The organism is Tardiphaga sp. GW821-FHT12E02 (genome assembly GCF_058807155.1).
Genome location: NZ_JBXAQK010000001.1, coordinates 1,260,666 through 1,280,382, shown reverse-complemented (window position 1 = coordinate 1,280,382; position 19,717 = coordinate 1,260,666). Strand labels below are relative to the sequence as shown.

Here is a 19,717-nt window from a genome sequence, read left to right as displayed (position 1 = left end):
GTCGGGCGGTCTGAATAAGCTGAGGGTTGTCAACGATCATTGCGCGACGCGGTGTATGCTCGACATGCGGTCCCCTAACGAGGCCGGGGCCAAGATCGGCGCACTAGTCAAACGAGCTGATGCCCCTGGCCTCGTCAAGCAATATCGGTAGCGGCGACTTCGGCAGCGCGGTGTGGGGGCCTTCGCGATGAGGCGGGCGCGCGACTCGACGTATTGGCGCTGCCTTCGTCAGCCGTCTGCTCCGCGGCGTCCAGTGCTCGGCTCCTGAGCCGGCCATCTACCGCGATAATGCCGTGCAGGTCTCCATGACCGTTCGAGAAGACGTTGGTAGCACCTCCCACATGTGTCGGAAAACTACCGAAGACGTGCCCGCGGGACACGAGGGAAGATTGCGGCGCATCCTAGATGCGGTCTCGGATGATCATTGCTGAAAGCTTGCGGATGGCCCTCCATGCGCGCAACAGGGCAGAGCGTTTTTCAAGCGCGTTGCGGAGGACGGGCATCTGCGTCGTGACCAATAATCCAAGCACCTTCATGAGGGGCACAAACCACCGCGCACTTGTGAAATTTTATTTCAAAGATCCAAAAGTCAGCCCAAAATACCTCGTCGGAGGGCATCAGCGGCCCCAATCTAGCGCATGAACGGAAATCGTGAGTAACTCGGTTTCTGGCTGAAACTCGTGACGGAATCTTATACTGGTCGCATCGGAGATAGCGTTTATGGATGGTCCGATCGGTGATCGGATTGCCATCGCCGGGGGTGGCAATTGACTGATTCGACTGTTTTTATTTCGGGTTCGCTGTTTACCGTCGACTATCTTGTCGAAGCGATTAGTGCGACGCCATCATATCGTGCCGTGGACGTTGCCGGATTGCGCGCTCGGCTCGATGAGATTGCGGTTGCATTTCCAAAAAGCCACAAGACAAACGAAAGCCAGACAGAGGACGATTTCATCTGGCCTGTCTTGAGGCTACTCGGTTGGACCGACTCTCTCCGTCAACAGAATCTCACCGTTTCGGGCCGGGACGATGTTCCCGACGGCTTGCTGTTTGCCGACGCTGCGGCAAAGGCGGTCGCCAATACTCAAGGCGAACAATGGCGACGTTACGCTCACGGCCTAGCGGTAGTCGAGAGCAAGCGCTGGTCACGTCCTCTTGATCGTGCATCCGGCCGAGATGAAACGACTGCGCCTTCCACCCAGATGTTGCGTTACTTGCGTCGGATCGACGACCTTTCCGCTGGTGCGTTGCGCTGGGGCATTCTGACAAATGGCACACGTTGGCGGTTGTATTGGGCTGGTGCGCGGTCAATATCCGAAGAGTTTCTCGAGATAGATCTCGGTCGAGTGCTGGGATTGGAGGACGGCGATCTCTCCGCTGATGCCGAAGTTCGCGATCATTGGCTTCGGGTCTTCGCCGTTATCTTTGGGCGCGAGGCATTTCTGCGTGAGGGGTCCGATCAGCATTCCTTCCACGATCGAGCGCGTGCCGAAGCCGCATTTTACGAAGAACGTGTTGCCGCCAGTCTATCGAAATTGGTATTTGAATCCGTCTTCCCTAGCTTGGCTACCGCCATCGCCAATTCTACTCCAGATGCTTCTTTGGGGGAGGTCCGAGACGCTGCGTTGGTACTGCTCTATCGCTTGCTATTCTTGCTTTATGCAGAGGACCGTGACCTTCTCCCAGTTAGCGATACACGATACGACGACTATGCTTTGCGTCCCTTGCGATCTGAGATTGGCCAGCGTGTCACGAATGGCGATCCGTTCTCCACTTCGGCAGCGCGCGTCTGGTCTCATATTTCCGATCTGTCTCGGATTATTGACAAAGGCGATAGTTCCGTTGGAATTCCGCCCTACAATGGCGGCTTGTTTGCCACAGCAAGTACGCCACTGCTTACAAATGCGCGTGTTCCCGATAGCGTTATGGCACCAGCTCTTGATGCTTTGTCTTATGAACGATCTTCGGGAGAGCGCCGCTATATCAACTACCGAGACCTCTCGGTTCAGCAACTCGGCTCAATTTACGAGCGCTTGCTAGAATTTGAATTGGTTCGGGACCCGGCAGGCTCTCTCGTCGTACGCCCCAATCTGTTCGCGCGGAAAAATACAGGAAGTTACTACACGCCTGATGAATTAGTTGGATTCATCCTCGATAAGACGCTTCTGCCTCTAGTCTCGGAACGCCGTGACGCATTCCGGTTAGCACTAGGCGGTCTCGATCCTGCGGATTCTGAGGATTATCGACGGCGGACATTACGCGACGTCGATCCGGCTAATGCTGTCCTCTCGCTTCGTGTCTGCGATCCAGCAATGGGCTCGGGGCACTTCCTTGTAACTCTGGTCGATATGTTGGCCGATCAGGTGCTTGATGCAATGGCCGAAGCCGCCGCGCTCGGCGTTGACATACATTACGTCTCACCTCTCGCGGATAAGATCGAGGATATTCGGACCACCATTCTGAAAAACGCGCGAGCGGCGAAATGGACAATCGACGAGCAACAACTCGATGACCGCCATATCGTCCGGCGCATGGTGCTCAAACGCTGTGTCTACGGTGTAGACAAGAACCCGATGGCAGTCGAACTCGCCAAGGTCGCTCTATGGCTGCACACCTTTACAGTCGGTGCTCCGCTTTCATTCATCGATCATCATCTCCATGCGGGCGACAGCTTGTTTGGCCTGTGGGTCCGCGACGCCATCGACAAAGCCGCCTCTGGAGGCGAGCTTTTTTATAACGAGGCGCTCAGAAACGCGCAGCGTTCAGCGGAAGCAATGAAAACTATCGAAGCGCTGACCGACGTTGAGATCGCCGAGGCGCATCGGTCGGCAGCCATGTATGCCGACGTCGAGTTGATGACCGGTGAACTCGACGGATTCGTCAACTTCATTCACGCCCTGGATTGGCTCGGCCTGAAGTCCAAAGAAGACAAAGCGCTTGTCCGCCTGTGGCTCGACGGGCGATTCGGCGATCCAATCCCCATAGCACGCGGCCGTAAGGCTCCTGAGCCAGGCCTCGCAAAACCTGAGGAAGTTACGGCATTCACTACAATCTGGAACCGCGCTCGTGCCTTGATTGCCGAGGAACGGTTCCTGAATTGGCAGATCAGCTTTCCCGGCGTTTGGAGCAACTGGTCAGACAAGGAACGCGATGGCGGATTTGACGCCGTCGTCGGTAATCCACCGTGGGATCGGATCAAGCTACAACAAGTGGAATGGTTCGCGGCACGCCGGCCCGAAATCGCATTAGCTCCGCGAGCGTCGGATCGACAAAAGCTGATTGCAAGGCTCAAAACAGATTGCGACCCACTGTGGGACGATTTCACTCATGCTGATGCGCGTGCGTCTGATACCGCGCGGATGGCAAGAAAATCGGGCCACTACCCGTTGCTGTCCGGAGGCGACACCAATCTCAATTCGCTTTTCGTCGAGCGCGCCCATGCACTGGTAAAGTCAGGCGGAATGGTTGGGCTGTTAATCCCATCAGGTCTCGCATCAGATCAGAGCTCGTCCGCCTTTTTTCGTAAAGTAACGAACGATAAGCAGTTGCATTGCATCATTGATTTTTTCAACCGTCGTTATGACGGCAGCCTATTCTTCCCTGACGTCTACTACCGCTTCAAGTTCTGCGCATATGTTGCTGGGGGTGCAAACAAGCGCTTCGAGAGCGCTTCCTTTGGATTTTTCATCCGAGACTTGGCCGAAATTAATAATGATGATCGCGTATTTCCAGTCACCGCCGAGGAGATTGGTAGGATCAATCCGAACAGCGGAACGGCCCCAATATTCCGCTCGCGGCGCGATAAGGAGATCACTTCGCAAATTTATGCACGGGTACCCGTCTTGGCGAATCGTGAGGCCACTGATGCCGTTTGGCCGGTTCGTTATGTCCGGATGCTAGATATGGCTAACGATAGCGGACGGTTTCGGACGCGAGGCGAACTCGAAGGCGACGAAGGCGCGTGGCTTGTTGGCGGCAATCGTTTTCAATCGGCGACAGGAGAGTGGGTGCCACTCTACGAAGGCAAGATGGTGCAAGCGTTCGACCATCGGGCGTCAGATATTGTCTTAGCTGAAGCGAACATTTTTCGATCTGGGCAGGGAGCAGACCTGAGCGTTGAGGATCACCGCGACCCAGCACGGCAACCCACTCCGCGCTATTGGGTCCGATCATCGGAAACAGGGTGGGATGCGCCAACCGACTGGTGTCTGTCACTCAAGGACGTTACCTCTGTGACGAACGCTCGCACCACGATCAGCACCATCATCCCTCGCTTTGGTGCAGGCCACACATTGCCTGTATTATTTCCCGCCAAAGGGAGTGTCGCCCCCGCATATGTTGAGCTCGCTCCGTTAATGCTCGCGAATCTCAACTGCGTTGTTCTCGACTATCTGGCGCGGCAGAAGGTTCACGGCAATCACCTGGCGTGGTATCTTCTGGAGCAGCTTCCCGTGGTTCCGTTACCTGCTTACGACCGAACGTTCGGCGCCAAATCGGCCGCCGAGATTGTCCGCGAGTCGGTTCTGGAACTGAGTTACACGGCTGACGATTTGGCTCCGTTTGCACGCGATCTCGGCTATGTCGATACTGCTGGCAAAGTGAAATCTCCGTTTGGCTGGGACGAAGAACGCCGCCTGACACTGCGCGCCAAACTTGATGCGCTGTACTTTATACTCTACGGCGTATTCGATCCTGCCCATCCGACGCGAAGTCGTGAAGACATTGCGTACATTTACTCAACCTTTCCGATTGTCGAAAAGGAAGAAACCGAGCAGTGGGGCAGCTATCGCAGTCGTGACCTTTGCCTCGCCTGGATCAATGCTCTGACAGCTGGGAAGCCGGATGCGAGTGTGGTGACATGATCGACGGGATTGAGCAAAGGTTGCGTTTACAAGCCTCTATTTCGATGTCCGAGAGTTTTATTTCGATGTCCGAGAGTTTTTTGATTGCTCGAAGTTCTGCAAGATGAACTTTTGCCAAGAAACGCCTTCAACTTGAACTCAAGCAAGTGATAGTCTGAGGTTTCGCATTCCCAAATGACGCAAACTTTCCAACCAAGGGCTTCGAGTGCCTCAATCGAGCGCGAATCTCTCCGAACGTTTGCTTCGAATTTTGTGATCCAAAAATCGGTTCGTGTCTTAGGAGTGGAAGCTTTCGAACATCCCGAGTGCCGGTGCCAAAAGCACCCGTGAACGAAGATCACCTTCTTTCGGCTTGGGAAGACGAGATCTGGTGAACCAGGCAGATCTCGGCGATGCAATCGGAATCTGAAACCGAGCCGGTGCGCAGTCTGCCTGACAACTATTTCAGGCTTCGTGTTCTTGCCACGGACTCGAGACATGAGCTCCGAACGGGCCGGAGCGATTGCTTCTCGGACAGGCTGTCGGCTCGCCACTCTATAGCCCAACGCCACCGACGTGTTCTACGAAGGCCCTAGCGATGAGTTCTCCAAGACGGACGGGGACCGCGTTGCCTATCAATCGGCCCATGTGACTAAAGGAGACTTTTCGTCCAGGGGGGGCAAAAACGTACTCGCGCGGAAAAGTCTGCAACATCGCTGCCTCGCGCAGCGTGATGGCGCGATCCTGTTCCGGGTGTCCAAATCTGCCATTCCCATATCCAAAGCACTGCGTCGTCATCGTCGGCGCCGGTTCGTCCCACTCCATGCGGCCATACACGCTCGGATAAGTCTCACCAGAAGATTTGCGGTGACACGCAGCTCGCAGTGAAGGCTGCCAATCGCGCCAAGTACCGCCCGGTTTCGATGCTCTAATGCGCTTCAAATTCAAGTTGCTGAGCCGGCAGGCAACATGCAGTGGGTCGCGGCTATCTGCTTCGCCAGCAGCCAATGCCGGAAGGCTTGAAATGGCCTTCCGGACGGTGACTGTCTTGCGTCGATCGTTCACTGGAATGGACAGCTCGGGACCGTCGAGTTTCGATGCAACGAGGACAAACCGCTTTCGTGTTTGCGGTATCCCAATTTTAGAGCATTCGACGGTCGCGTAGGAGACTTGGTAGCCCTTCAGATTACGAAGAAACTGCTGGAAAACCGGGTGAGCTTCCAAGGATGGCACATTCTCCATGGTGACAAGGTCTGGCCGAACCTCGCGTATCAAGCGACCGAAAGAGGCAACGAGGGCCCACTGAGAGTCGTCGCCGTGCTTCCGGCCGCTGCGGCTATACGTCGAAAAAGGTTGGCAAGGAGCACATCCTGCCAAGAGGGTGGTCGTAGCTCCCGCGAACAGCTCGATAATTTCGGTCCCGGGTAACGACTTGATGTCTCGCTCTAGAAAGCGTGCCATATTGTTTTTTTCGTAGGGGTAGCGGCACGACTTATCGACATCAATGCCCGCGACGACCTTGATTCCACCCTTCATGAGGCCGTGCGTAAGGCCACCGGCGCCGCAGAACAGGTCAACGGCCGTGATCGATGACACCGAGGGAGACTTCGATTTGTTCGTCATGCGGTGACTGCCTGCGGCCGTCGGGCTTCGATGACATAGCCATGGTCGGCGATGAAGGCCCGAAAAGTCTGCACTACGTCGCTCAGGTAGGCTACCGTTCGATTGGTCATGTCTCGCAATTCGCTGACAGTGACATTCTCGCCGCACTCGGCGAATGAGATGCTTCCATGGGCCAACTGATTTCGGAATTTCTTGACTAACTGAAGGCAACCGAGATCGTCACGAAACTTGCGCTTAACTGCGCTGTAGACCTCGGGTCGCACCTGCAGAGCGAATCCTAATCGCTTGGCTATCTGCTCGATTGCCTGATCGTCCCAATTGCCCCCACCGCCTTTTTCGACTTCGAAGCCTGGGACCGGCAGTGCGCTTACGAGGTGGTCGCAAAGAATGAGGGCGCTCTCTAAGCGATGCTCATAGTTCAGATCTACGTGCGTTCGAGCTAGGACACGGACCCATTCTTTTCGAAGTTCGATAGTCAGGTCCCCAGGTTTCCAAGAGCCTTGCTTCAGAGCAGCATCGGTAACGCCATCTAGACATTTCACGATCGTAGCTTCGACGAGATTGTACAACTGCAGAAATACGCCAGAGTAGAGAATTCGTTGTTGTTGAGTGGTGATCAGGGCGCCAGCCTCCCCTAAACGAGGGGGCCCAGACTGAGCTTCTTTTTCTATATTCTCCAAGAGTTCGAGATAGGCCTCGATTTCCCTATGTCGTTCCGTGAAAGCGGCGCCAAGCTCTTCCATCACTCGACTCCAAGCAATCGGTCGCGCACGAAAGTCATTCGTCGCTCCAGCCGACCTTTGGCGTTGGCGCCGTCGCCACCAGTAATGTCGGAAAATTCCTTCTCGCCGAGCCACCCGCTGGTGTCCGGTGGATTCGTTCGGAGATTAGGGGCCGCGTTGATGGCAAGGTGACTTCCAAGCGCGATGGCCTCGAAACGGGCGCGCGGCGTAGCAGTTCCTTTTTCGATGCGTCGAAAGCCAAACGGAAAAGTAGCTTTCACGAATTTCAGCATCTCGATAAATCGCTGCCTATAGATATCCGCAAGACCGTCGTCGGCCGCGAAGGCAGCATTCATCTTCTTGGCATACTTGAAGAGGAATTCGGATGGCCGGTCCTTGTAACCTTCGAGACCATCGCCGTAGGCGAAGAAACGCACGACGAGCTCCTCGTTCTCGCGCTCAGCCTTCAACTTGGCCGACATTGGAGCGAGTGCGGCGAACTCCTGCAAGCTCGCAAGTTCAATGACGAGCTTCATGAACGGGCCTGCGAGAGCGCCCCTTCGAACCTCTGCTTTATTCGCGACTTTACTTCCGGTGTTGATTCGCTCGAACATGTCGAACCTGGCTTGCTCATCGGCCAGCTCGTTGAGAACGATGCCTCGGATCGATCGGTTCTTGATTTTACGCTGACGTGACTCGGGAAGATCTTCGAATTTGAATTGAGAAACAGCTGGCAATGATTCCAGATCCCCAAGCCTCAATCCTTCAAGAACGAATTCGGCCAGTGTACGGAGCCGTTGCGACCCGTCCACGACTTCAAGCCTCCCATCTGGCATTTCCCAAAAGAATAGAAACGGGATCGGTAGTCCCATCAACACCGACTCAATGAAACGAGACTTTCGGTCTGCCTCCCACGTGTATTCACGCTGGTAATTCGGGACCACGTACTCCCCGTCGCGCATCTTTTGAGCAAGTATCTCGATGGAATACTCGGTTAAATAGAAGTCGATTCTTTTGGACTGTTCCAAAATTTCGGCCTCAGCCGCGGCGACCTGCTCCTTGGAAATATCCGGTTCCGACTTTTGCTTCGATGATCTCATGCGGTCCCCAGCAGTGCAGCTTCCGCTGATTCTGCGCAGCCCATCGTCCATACCACATCAGAAGCAGTCTGTTGCACTGGCACTTGGGATAAGCGATATGGCAGCGTCCGTTCAGGCTCAACCTTGATTATGCGGTACGGAAGGGCGACAGCCGAATAGCTGGCGTCGCATGCCGCCGGTTTGGCGTACGGGATGTACCGCCGCCACAAAGCTCCCTAGGCGGTGATTAACCGATCGGCCACTCGTTCAGATCTCGCATGTGCGAAGTCAGGGCTTGTTGGCAGGATGTCAGGTGCTCTGATATTACTTAGCATTAGCGCAAGTAGCCGCATCCTTCCCGTAGTCGTCTCCCCGCCCGTCACGATAAAGCAACACCGCACGTCTGTTTCGCAACATGCGAATTGCCTGTGCCGTCAAGACGGGCAACTTTCAAGAACACGCCCTTAAGGCGTATACACAAGAGTACCATACAGGGCCAGAACAAGTACCACAAAAAGATCCACTTAAAATTTGGCACACCTGTGCATCTGTAATGCTTACGGTTTAATTAAAATTGATTCAGCGAGTGGACGAAAAGTACCGGCAAAGGGAAAGCAACGGTTGCGCGTGTTTCGGATATGATTAGGCGTAAGGGATATACTGATTCAAAATTGATCTCCCCGACTCGTTGGCTGGCCAACGTCTGCCGTCAGAATTTCCCGGCACACTACACATCCTCGTAAGCCCTCGCTGCAAAGGCTATCTGAAAACAGCGATTTTGTTATCGCTACGGATCGCGGGGTGGAGCTTAAGCGGTCTGCAGGCGCCAGTTTGCGATGGCAGGTAGTGCGATCCACAGGCGTTTTATGAGGATCGCCTCGGCTCTGTCGAAGTAGAAGTCGGCCGGTTTGGCGTTCTCAATGCTCACATGATAGTGGTCGTGATTGTAATGCTCGACGAAGGATACGATCTCTCGTTCGAGACCTCAGGGTTATTAGCAGTTTTCGAGCAAGATTCGGCTCTTCAGGATTTGGTACTGCTGCTCGATCTTACCTTGAGTTTGCGGGTGATACGGTGCTCCCCGAACATGCCGTCTGCCCTGGTCCTTCAGCCAGTCAGCCGGACCACTTTCAACATACGATGCGTCATTGTCGCTCAGCAGCCTCGGTCGAGGCACAACGGCGGCGCAATGCAGGCCGATGCTGCCAGGGTTTGATCCAATTTGGCCGTTACGTCGAACGCACACATGGTGGGGCCAGGCTCCATGCTGCTATGTAGCGCGACAAATTATCCAGCACCATCGACGGTTACGACCAACCATAGTCAGTGATCTTGAGGTAGGTGAAATAGGTTGTCCGGAAAGTGAACACGCGGCAACGCCGGTCATTGTTTCATGGGCTGCGCCGCGTTAATTGAACGCCGCCCAGCCGCACCTTCATAGAAATTGTCGTGAATATCCGTGGCCAAGACAACAACGCCCGGGACGCCCCCCTGACGCCAACATAGACCTCAAACGTTCGGTCTAGCGGGGCGTAAATAACGCTGGTCCATCGATCATTCCTCCATTTTAGAAGCTTATGAAACGAAAAATCAGCCCGCGCGACCTTCTAATCCGGCTTGCGCGTCACCATCGGCCTCCGGCACACGCATCTCGAACACCTCGCGGACAACAGTGTAATCGAAATATCCCAACCTCGCGATCGGCTGGATGGCGGGGATGTCAAGACGACCGTCCGCTGTGATAAAGTTATCGTCGATGTGAATTTTCTCAACGCGCGCAAAGACGATGTCGATAGTCCCGACATTCGAGTTGCCCGCCAGTCGGTGCGTACTCAAATAGCGACACTCGAAATGCACGGGGCTCTCGGCCACCATCGGGACCCGCGCCAAGTCCGCATACTTCTTCGTAACCCCAGCGACGTCGAACTCGCTCTCATGCGGTGGCAAAGCCATCGCACTACGGTTTACTGCCTCACGTAACGCCCAAGTCGCCATATTCCACACGAACCAACCGGTCCGTTCAGCATTGAGAACAGTGTCCTTGCGCCGCCCGTCGGGATATTGGTTCGCAGAGAACATGACCATGGGCGGATCGAAGGTGAGGTTCTGCCACTGGCTATAAGGCGCCAAATTCTCCTCTCCTTCCGGACTAATGCTGGAAAGCCAGCCGATGGGTCGCGGCACCGTGCAGCTCTTGAACGGGCTGAACGGCAGCGGTGACTTATCCGACCCGGGGCAATACTTCATCGAACCATCTCCACTACGCGGCGCCTATCGGGTCCGCTGTACATTGTCATTTTGATCCGACGGCTATCAGTGCAAATTCGAACCAACCGATATATCGATATGCAATCGATATATCGGTTGTCAAGATCAGAGGCATTGCGCGTCCGTTCGGCTACAAGATGCGGCGCGCCAACCAGTGGGGTGAGTCGGAAACTCAAAGATGACTGAGATCGGAAAAACGGCCCGTGCGTATCGGGCAATTGAGGACATGATCCTGTTCGGCGAGATCGCACCCGGCTCGCTCGTGTCCGAAGCTATGCTGATGGACCAGATAGGGTTGGGCCGAACGCCTATTCGAGAAGCGTTACAGCAACTCTCCCGCAATAGGATGGTCGAGATCCATCCAAATAAGGGCGTCCTTGTACCTCCGATTTCTGTCGAAGCGCAGTTTCGCCTGCTTGAGACAAGGCGGGTCTTGGAAGCCCTCGCCGTGCAGTTGGCTTGCCGACGCGCAACCGAGGCTGACCGACGCAGTATGGTCGAGATGAAGGCCCTCCTCACAGAGGGTAGCTTTGCAATGAGGGCCTATATCGAGACGGTTCAGGGCACGCACGATCTTATCGTCAAAGGGGCGCGAAATGACTATCTTGCAGCCGCGATGGGACCGTTGCAGGGTCTCTCACGGCGCTTCTGGATCAGCCATGTGGTCGATGAGCGGAAAGAGATCGACGCCGGCCGGCGGCTACATATGGCGATATTGCATGCGATTATCGACCAAGACACCGCCGCTGCCGAAAAGTTCTCTATTAAGCTAAACGACTACCTTGTTGATTTCGCCCGCGACACAGTGGGGCGATAGGTGCCCGCTCTGGAGCCAACCCGCCAGGTAATACGTCAACTTGTCCGGCCCCTGAAAATGGCAGCCTAGTTCCAAAGCCACCAAGCCCGCGAGGGCTTAGAATCCGCTACCTGAGGAAAAGCGTGCAAGAAGGAACCTGAGGTCTCAAGACCCACGTTCTCGCACTCGCAAAGATCCGAGGATGGCGACCTCCCTGCATCAGGCACAGAAAGTCGAACTATGCTGCAGCCTTACGTCGATCGACACTTGAGGGCGTAAAACGCGCAACGAGGTCGAACAGATTGCCGGGATGCGTCAAACGAACAGCTGTGATCGGCTCTCCGTTTCGCCATGTCCATCTCTCTATCACCAAGCATGCGGAACCAACCGGGACATTGAGTTCGCTCGCCATGGCCGCATCGGCATTGACTGCGGAGATTCGATGTTCTGCCTGCGTCCATGGAACGTGGCTTACCAGCCACGCGCTGGGCGGGACCAGCGAGAAATCCTCGTTCGAAGCCTCGGGTACGGCAACGAGATTGATCAGACGATCTTCGAACGCAAAAGGTTGTTCGCCAGCTTCGTGCCGGCACGTGACCTGAAGCACGGGTGCCTTCACAGTAACGCCGAGCCATGTCCGGTCGGCGCGACTGGCGACCCGCTTTTTGACGTCTGCAAGACTGTATCGATATTTCTCGCCACGCAGCTCGACAACCTCCCTAAGGTCGGGAATTTCCAGAACGGCAGACTGAACCCGTGGTCGGGCAACGAAACTTCCTGCACGGCGCCGCCGCTCGATCAGCCCCTCTGCCGCCAGCCCCGCAAGCACCTTGTTCACGGTCATGCGCGAACAATCGTACTTCGCCATCAGGTCCTTTTCGAAGGGGATCTTGTATCCGGGCCGCCAATCCCCGGACAGTATCTTGGATTCGATGTCACGCCGGATCCGCTGATAGAGGAGAACCCCTGTGGACGACCGCGAATGCGTCTTTCCTGCTGCCGCAGTACGCCTGGGGGCCATCTAGAATATCCTTGCTTTCATTCAAATACAGGCAGCTGGTAGCATGCGCCCTGAGGTCTATCCGTTCGAAAATGCTGCACGGAAGCGTCGAAGTCCAGAGCCCTAACCGTGAGCGCGAGTATCTCCACCAAGTTTTGATGCCAAAAGCTCTGATCTCATCGGCGCAAGCGTGGCTCGCGGGGCGCATCGGCGGTTTTAAGCAGTAAGAACGATCAGGTCGGCGCTCAGATTGCCAGCGCCTCTCAGACGATCCGCCGAGCCGTCACACCCCGCTAAGAACCACTCTATTCGATAAATCCCTTAGAGAATGTGGCATGCTTTCAGCTCCGCGGTCATACAACGCGCCATAACTTCCGCATTGAAAGTGGCGAAACCTCACCGGCCACACTCGGCATACACATATCGAATATACCTGCCATGACCGTGTGATCGCTCTAGCGCATGAGCGCGGTCCGGCGGATCTCAGGAATGTCGATATGGTCGTCCTACGATGAAGCTATCATCGACCTGAGAACGCGTAACTTGAAACTGAAGATGGTATCGATCGTGCGAGGTTAGTTCGCGCGGAGATCCTTCGCCGTGAAAGTATACCAACATAAAGGATTGGAAAGGTTTGCCGCGAACCGATGAACCGGCGCGTCAATACGAGATACAGGCGAAGACATCCGCCACAGCATCACCGCCGCATCTAGCAGGTACTAGAAGCGGAAAGCGCGCCACAACAGTAAGATTCAGCCAAGATCAGGGGCAGCGCAACGAGCGCCGCCCCGCTCCCGTCAATACGTCGCTCGGCTCACCAGCCCTTCACCATCTCCAACTTGCCGTTTTCCCATTTGGCAACGCCGAACGTCTTCACGCCTGCGTGGTTATTGGGAGCATAAGAGATAGGAGGGAAAATACCGCTCTTGAATTGCTGAAGCTTCTCCAATTCGGTTATCACCTTTTCCCGAGTCGGCTCTGTGCCTGCGCGTTTCACGGCTTCTGCGAACAGCATCATCCCGATCATGCCGTTATACGCAAAGTATCCTGGCCGTGTCTGTGGCGCGTATTTTGCCAGAATGGCGTTAGCTTCACTGGCCGCAGGGCTATTCTGAAGCGCGACATCATAAATGATCTCGGTACCGTTTACATTATCGCCGGATAGCTCAACCATAAGCGGGTCTGTGAGTTGGGATGGGCCAACATACTTTGGCTTCCAGCCTTGCTTTGCTGCCTCGTTGATGAATAGCGAGAGCGGCTTGGGAATGCCTGCAAGAACCACGACGTCGGGATTCGCTGCCCGAAGCTTTGCGACCTGACTGCTCATGTCGGCATCATTTGGAGCGTAGCTTGCCTCTGCTGCGATCGACATTCCCTTGGATTTCAAATACTCGACGGCCCCATCACGGACATCTTTTCCAAAGTCATCGTTCTGCGAGAACACAGCTATCGACTTACCTTTCATTTCCTCGACCGCATGCTGGGCAACTGCCTTGCCGCGAGTGACGCCACTCGGCAGAACCCCGAAGACAACACGGTCAGTCGGCTCCAATAGCTTAGGGCTGCCGACGACGGGGCCGATCATGGGAATATTCTTCTGGACGAGATAGGGAAGCACCGCCATAGCCGTTACGGTCCCGAGCGGCGAGACAACTGCAAAGATTTCGTCGCGGTCAACGAGCTTGCGCGTCGCCGCAACCGCCTGCTGTGGGTTGTAGGAGTCGTTTTCGGTGAGCCACTTAATCTTGCGGCCGTTTATACCACCCTGGTCGTTGATGTGCTGAGCATATGCCAAAGCACCATCACGCACCTGAGCTGCGCCTGCCGCCAGACCGCTTTGAAGCGGCAAGAACGCGCCGATCACAATCTCGTCCTTGGTTACTCCATTCTCTGCCAAAGCCGGCGAACAAAGCCCAACCGCACCGATCAAGCCCAAGGCGATTCTAGTCATCTTCATAGTGCTCGTTCCTTTCGAGGTTACGTCTAGTGAGCGTTCGCGCCGAGATAGGCCGTTCTGACTGCGGGATTGTTTGCGATGTCGGCTGCAAGCCCCGACGCCACAAGGCGCCCCTTCTCCAAAACATGCGCGACACTAGAAATTGCCAGAGCTTGCCTGGCATTTTGCTCGACCACGAATACAGTCACGCCTCGGGCATGAATGGTTGTGATCAGGCGCATTACTTCACGCACGAGGATCGGAGCCAGCCCGAGCGAAGGCTCGTCGAGCAGCAACAGACGAGGCTTGGACATCAACGCCCTCCCAATTGCGACCATCTGCTGTTCACCACCAGACAACGTTTTGGCGAGTTGACTTCGTCTCTCCGCGAGACGTGGAAACAGATCGAATATCTCGTCGTAGTCCTTAGGCGAGACGTCTCTTCGCAGGAACGCCCCCATCCTGAGATTCTCGCCAACAGTCAGATCGCCGAACAACTGGCGACCTTCCGGCACGAGCGCTATTCCGGACGACACGATTTTCTCCGTCGGGAGTCTTTCGATAGGCTTGCCTTCCCAGACGAGTTTGCCGGCTTGCTGATCTGCCACTCCCATGACGGCATTAAGGAGCGTCGTCTTGCCGGCACCATTTGAGCCGAGTAGGCACGAAATGGTTCCAGCTTCGATTTTGAAGCTGACATCTCGAAGTGCCGAAACGCCACCGTATCGTACGGAAAGACCCTCAATGGCCAGCATTGTCCGGCTCCTCTCCGAGATAGGCTTCAACAACAGCAGGAGCCTTGGCGACCTCAGAAGGACTGCCTTCAAAGATCTTGGTCCCATGATCAAGGACAACCACATGATCGCAAACGCCCATGACGAGCGGCATGTCATGCTCGATTAGCAGGACCGAGATTCCCATCTCTTCACGCAATCGCTTGATTTGTTCTCCCAGGACTTTGCTCTCAGTTGGGTTTGCACCCGCGGCGGGCTCATCCAGAAGTATCAGCTTGGGTTGCGCCACAAGCGCCCGGGCCATTTCTATACGCTTCTGTATCCCGTATGAAAGTGTAGCAGCGGGCTCGCTGGCCACGTCCGTTAGATCAAACCGGGCAAGCATCTCGTCCACGACCCGCGATGCGTCGGATGTTGTTGGGCTTTTCGACGCCACGCCAAAGAGATCCGATAAAAGCGAACTCTTGAAACGGAAGTCACAGCCAACCTGCACATTCTCTCGTGCCGTTAACTCACCAAAGAGTTCGAGATTCTGGAAAGTTCGCGCGATGCCTAGTTCAGGGAGTTCGTGCGGAGCAACTCTTGAGAGATCACGATCTCCGAAGGAGGCAGTCCCAGACGTCGGCTTATAGATTCCGCAAGTAGCGTTCAAAAGCGTGCTTTTACCGGCTCCATTCGGGCCGATGAGACCAACGATCTGGCCTGCATCGACCGTCAGGGAGACATCTTGCAGCGCTGGCAATCCGCCAAACATGATGGACAGTTTTTCAAGTCGAAGACTAGTCATCGCACTGCCTTATTGAGCTGCTTTGACCGCAGTCGCGCCCGTATCACGGAAGGTAGACTCGCCAGACCGCGCGGCAAAAAGATCACGCAAAGAAGCAGCAGCACACCGTAGATCACCATCTGCAACGTACCGAATCCTCGCAAAACTTCCGGCGCAATGGCCAAAAACAGTCCCGCCATGAGAGCCCCTGCGATGCTTCCGGTCCCACCGATCACGACCATCGTGATGAATGAAAGGGAAGTCTCCAACGAGAACGTCGACGCGCTCAGGTATCCGATGAAATGGGCATAGAGCGCCCCCGACAAACCACACAATGCCGCGCTGATGCCGAAGACGACAATCATCGCCCTTCGTCGATCGATGCCACAAGACTGTGCGGCCGTGGGGCTCATGCGCAGGGCCTGCAAGGCGCGACCCGTTTGGGAGCGTTGAAGGTTACTAGCAATAAACGCGACTAACGCACAGACAATCAGCAGAAGCCAGTAATAGTCGCGATCGCTGGAGAGTTGATATCCGAATAGCGACGGTCTCGGAACGAAGATGCCGGCGCGGCCTCCCGTTAATCCCTCCCATTCATGAAGGACTTTCTCGATGAAGAGCGCGAAAGCCAGCGTGGCAATTGCCAGATAGTGTCCTTGAATACGGAGCGCAGGTATCGCGACTGCAATTCCGAAGATCGTCGATATCAGCGTGCCCGCCGCGATTCCGATCCAGAATGGCAGTCCCAACTTGGTCACGACCAACGCGGAACCATAGGCCCCCAAAGCCCAAAAAGCCGCATGTCCGATCGAAACCTGCCCGCTCAAGCCAACGAGCACGTTGAGCGATACCGCAACGATGAAGTAGAGCGCCGCGCTACCGAGAACGAAGGCGATGTACGATTTCCCAAAAAGTGGCAGGACGGCAGCGAAAGCCAATATTGCAATGGCGATAATACTAGAGCGATTCATATCAGACCTTCTTGATTGCGGGCTTTCCGAAAAGCCCTTCGGGTCTGACCATCAAGACCGCGATGATCACAAAGAATGCGAAAACATCCTTGAACTCGGACGACACGTAGGCACCGCCGATGGTTTCAATGATCCCGATCGTCAGCCCACCGATGGCCGCCCCGGGCAACGATGTCATTCCCCCGAGAACCGCACCTGCAATCGCCTTGATCAATGCCTGAGACATCATATCAACATCGACGAAAGTGATCGGCGCCAACAGGATTCCGGCGATCATACCGATCGCGCCTGCCATTCCCCACGACCAAGCCGAAACATTCTTGGTCTTCACACCCATCAGTCGTGCCGCGCGCTGATTCATGCTTGCGGCACGCATTGCGATGCCCTCGCGTGAATGTTCAAAGAAAATGTAGAGCACAACAAGCAGAACGATGGTGACTGCTGCGATAGCAACGCTGTTTCCGCTTAGCCGCGCCCCTGCGATCTGCATTGGAGTGTCGCTGAGCAACGAAGGAAATCGGAACGGGTCGAATCCCCAGAGCCAGCCCGCGCCGTAGTGAAAGATCATCCAAAGACCGATCGTAGCGATCAAGGCCGTCAAGGGCGACGATTTCGCAAGCGGACGAATTGCCACTCGCTCAGTAACGATGCCAATGACTGCGCCGATCGGAAGAGCAAGGGCTAGAACGAGCCAAACGGAGAGGCCGAAGCGGGTGCAAAGCATCCATGCGATGAAGGCTCCGAACATGGCGATCTCGCCCTGCGCGAAGTTCACCACATCGGTCGCCTTGTAAACCAAGACGAGAGCAAGCGCGATCAGCGCATAAACACAGCCGATCGCCAATCCGGATATCAGTATCTGCATTGGACCGTTAGACCGTTCTGTTGAAAGAACGTGTGATCACACGCTCTGTCGAGGTTTCCCATGACATTTCCTTCCTTCTTCATTCGTGATCCCAGGAATCCGTTTTTCTAATATGTATAGACATGCTCGTACGGTCACTCTGAGAATTCAAGCGAATATTTTCGTCGGATCGTTCTCCAAGAGACGTTATCTACTGCAGTGCAGTACAAAAAGGAGGCGCTTACTGGCTAAAGTTTTCGCAGCTTCGGCGGTTCTCAGGCGATGCGACGATCGCTAGCTGTATTGGCAGCAAGCCAAAACAATACTTATTCGATGACGCGCACCCTCTGCCCGCAACTTTTCGCTTGATGTTTTACGCAGCAAATGGGCAGCGCGTTCCCTCGAACGTGCCGCCCATTTTAGAGCATCGCATCCTCGAAGAATGCTTAGCGAAGCGAAGAACTAGCTTCTGAACACCGATGGAAGTCGCAAATCCTGCTCCCTCGCGCAGTCGATCGCTGTTTCGTATCCTGCGTCTGCATGTCTCATAACGCCGGTAGCCGGATCATTCCAAAGAACACGCTCAAGGCGAGCCGCAGCATCGTCAGTGCCGTCGGCACAGATCACAACGCCCGAGTGTTGCGAGAATCCCATACCGACGCCGCCGCCATGATGAAGCGAAACCCAGGTAGCTCCAGAAGCTGTGTTAAGGAGAGCGTTCAGCAAGGGCCAGTCTGAAACCGCATCCGAACCATCCTTCATGGCTTCTGTTTCCCGGTTGGGAGATGCAACGGACCCGGAGTCCAAATGATCGCGGCCGATAACGACCGGGGCCTTCAGCTCCCCGTTTCGGACCATCTCGTTGAACGCCAAGCCGAGACGATGGCGATCACCAAGACCGACCCAGCAGATCCGCGCTGGCAACCCCTGGAACGCGATGCGCTCCCGGGCCATGTCGAGCCAATTATGGAGATGCTTATGGTCAGGCAGCAACTCCTTTACCTTTGCATCCGTCTTGTAGATGTCCTCGGGATCGCCCGAAAGCGCGGCCCATCGAAAAGGACCGATTCCGCGACAGAAGAGCGGACGAATGTAGGCTGGTACGAAGCCGGGAAACGAGAACGCTCCCTCAAGTCCTTCTTCCTTCGCGACTTGGCGAATGTTGTTTCCATAGTCGAATGTCGGCACGCCCTGGGCGTGGAATGAAAGCATCGCCTCGACTTGATCGCGCATTGATGCTCGCGCCGCGCGTTCGACATCCTTCGGATGCGTCACTCTCTTTTCGCGCCATTCGTTAAGGCTCCACCCCTTAGGCAGATACCCGTTTACCGGATCATGAGCGGATGTCTGGTCAGTCACCATGCTCGGCCGGATGCCACGCCGCACCATTTCCGGAAATACGTCCGCGCAGTTTCCGAGAAGACCGACAGATTTCGCCTCACCTCTACTGGTCCATCGAGCGATGATGTCCATCGCTTCGTCCAGCGTAGATGCCTTCTCATCGAGATATCGGGTACGCAAACGAAAATCGATCGATTCCGGATTGCATTCGACGGCGAGGCAGGATGCCCCCGCCATCACGGCAGCGAGAGGCTGCGCGCCGCCCATTCCGCCTAAGCCTCCGGTGAGCACCCAGCGTCCCTTGAGATCACCGCCATAGTGTCGTCGACCGGCCTCTACGAACGTCTCGTAGGTCCCCTGCACAATCCCCTGACTACCAATATAGATCCATGATCCAGCGGTCATCTGACCGTACATCATGAGCCCCTTTCGGTCTAACTCGTTGAAATGTTCCCAGGTTGCCCAGTGCGGGACAAGATTTGAGTTTGCTATCAGTACCCGCGGTGCATCTTTATGCGTGCGAAATACGCCCACGGGCCTGCCCGACTGAACGAGTAGGGTTTGATCTTCATCCAATGACCGCAGTGATGCGACAATACGGTCGAAATCGTCCCAGGTCCGTGCAGCTCGGCCAATGCCCCCGTATACGACGAGCTCGTTAGGGTTCTCAGCGACGTCTCTATCCAGATTATTCATGAGCATCCGCAGAGGAGCCTCGGTGAGCCAGCTCTTGGCTGTCAATTCCGTTCCTGTCGGAGCGCGAACATCGCGAGTGTTGTGACGAGGATCAATCATT

Annotated in this window: 14 protein-coding genes; 2 read left to right on the top strand and 12 right to left on the bottom strand. The window is 55.4% G+C overall.

Features of this window, described 5'->3' with window-relative positions; genetic code table 11:
- Positions 1 to 767 precede the first annotated feature (767 nt).
- On the top strand, positions 768 to 4,862 hold the full coding sequence (locus AC1RQ5_RS06015) for an Eco57I restriction-modification methylase domain-containing protein (protein ID WP_493197615.1): 4,095 nt from the start codon (positions 768 to 770) through the stop codon (positions 4,860 to 4,862).
- A gap of 26 nt (positions 4,863 to 4,888) precedes the next feature.
- Here AC1RQ5_RS06015 and AC1RQ5_RS06010 read toward each other — a convergent pair whose 3' ends face one another.
- The 5 genes from AC1RQ5_RS06010 to AC1RQ5_RS05990 form a co-directional block, all read right to left on the bottom strand.
- Positions 4,889 to 5,395: a very short patch repair endonuclease gene (locus tag AC1RQ5_RS06010; RefSeq protein ID WP_493203328.1), complete on the bottom strand. Its 507-nt coding sequence runs from the start codon at positions 5,393 to 5,395 to the stop codon at positions 4,889 to 4,891.
- 1 nt (position 5,396) lies between these two features.
- Complete coding sequence (locus AC1RQ5_RS06005) at positions 5,397 to 6,464, bottom strand: DNA cytosine methyltransferase (protein ID WP_493197614.1); 1,068 nt, start codon at positions 6,462 to 6,464, stop codon at positions 5,397 to 5,399.
- Positions 6,461 to 7,207, bottom strand: coding sequence for an MAE_28990/MAE_18760 family HEPN-like nuclease (locus tag AC1RQ5_RS06000; RefSeq protein ID WP_493197612.1), 747 nt, complete (start codon positions 7,205 to 7,207; stop codon positions 6,461 to 6,463). Before AC1RQ5_RS06000 ends, AC1RQ5_RS06005 begins: the two co-directional genes overlap by 4 nt.
- Entirely contained in the window at positions 7,207 to 8,286 is a 1,080-nt protein-coding gene (locus tag AC1RQ5_RS05995) for a DUF262 domain-containing protein (protein ID WP_493197610.1), read from the bottom strand. The genes AC1RQ5_RS06000 and AC1RQ5_RS05995 overlap by 1 nt, the downstream gene beginning before the upstream one ends.
- A 1,569-nt stretch (positions 8,287 to 9,855) precedes the next feature.
- On the bottom strand, positions 9,856 to 10,512 hold the full coding sequence (locus AC1RQ5_RS05990) for a flavin reductase family protein (RefSeq protein WP_493188569.1): 657 nt from the start codon (positions 10,510 to 10,512) through the stop codon (positions 9,856 to 9,858).
- A gap of 199 nt (positions 10,513 to 10,711) precedes the next feature.
- On the opposite strand from AC1RQ5_RS05990, the gene AC1RQ5_RS05985 reads away from it, so the two are divergent.
- Positions 10,712 to 11,350 carry a GntR family transcriptional regulator gene (locus AC1RQ5_RS05985; RefSeq protein WP_493188568.1) on the top strand — a complete coding sequence of 213 codons (639 nt, stop codon included), beginning with the start codon at positions 10,712 to 10,714 and terminating at the stop codon, positions 11,348 to 11,350.
- Positions 11,351 to 11,567: 217 nt separating this feature from the next.
- On the opposite strand, the gene hutC is transcribed toward AC1RQ5_RS05985, so the two are convergent.
- The 7 genes from hutC to hutU form a co-directional block, all read right to left on the bottom strand.
- The gene (gene hutC / locus AC1RQ5_RS05980; RefSeq protein WP_493188567.1) at positions 11,568 to 12,350 is read right to left on the bottom strand and encodes a histidine utilization transcriptional repressor HutC; all 783 of its coding nucleotides are present in this window, start codon (positions 12,348 to 12,350) and stop codon (positions 11,568 to 11,570) included.
- A gap of 793 nt (positions 12,351 to 13,143) precedes the next feature.
- Positions 13,144 to 14,286: an ABC transporter substrate-binding protein gene (locus AC1RQ5_RS05975; protein ID WP_493188566.1), complete on the bottom strand. Its 1,143-nt coding sequence runs from the start codon at positions 14,284 to 14,286 to the stop codon at positions 13,144 to 13,146.
- Positions 14,287 to 14,312: 26 nt separating this feature from the next.
- The gene (locus AC1RQ5_RS05970) at positions 14,313 to 15,020 is read right to left on the bottom strand and encodes an ABC transporter ATP-binding protein (protein ID WP_493188565.1); all 708 of its coding nucleotides are present in this window, start codon (positions 15,018 to 15,020) and stop codon (positions 14,313 to 14,315) included.
- Positions 15,007 to 15,786, bottom strand: a complete 780-nt coding sequence (locus AC1RQ5_RS05965; RefSeq protein ID WP_493188564.1) for an ABC transporter ATP-binding protein — start codon at positions 15,784 to 15,786, stop codon at positions 15,007 to 15,009. The genes AC1RQ5_RS05970 and AC1RQ5_RS05965 overlap by 14 nt, the downstream gene beginning before the upstream one ends.
- Entirely contained in the window at positions 15,783 to 16,736 is a 954-nt protein-coding gene (locus tag AC1RQ5_RS05960) for a branched-chain amino acid ABC transporter permease (RefSeq protein ID WP_493188563.1), read from the bottom strand. Before AC1RQ5_RS05960 ends, AC1RQ5_RS05965 begins: the two co-directional genes overlap by 4 nt.
- Position 16,737: 1 nt before the next feature.
- Entirely contained in the window at positions 16,738 to 17,580 is an 843-nt protein-coding gene (locus AC1RQ5_RS05955; protein ID WP_493188562.1) for a branched-chain amino acid ABC transporter permease, read from the bottom strand.
- Positions 17,581 to 18,042: 462 nt separating this feature from the next.
- Positions 18,043 to 19,716: a urocanate hydratase gene (gene hutU, locus AC1RQ5_RS05950; RefSeq protein ID WP_493188561.1), complete on the bottom strand. Its 1,674-nt coding sequence runs from the start codon at positions 19,714 to 19,716 to the stop codon at positions 18,043 to 18,045.
- Position 19,717 lies beyond the last annotated feature (1 nt).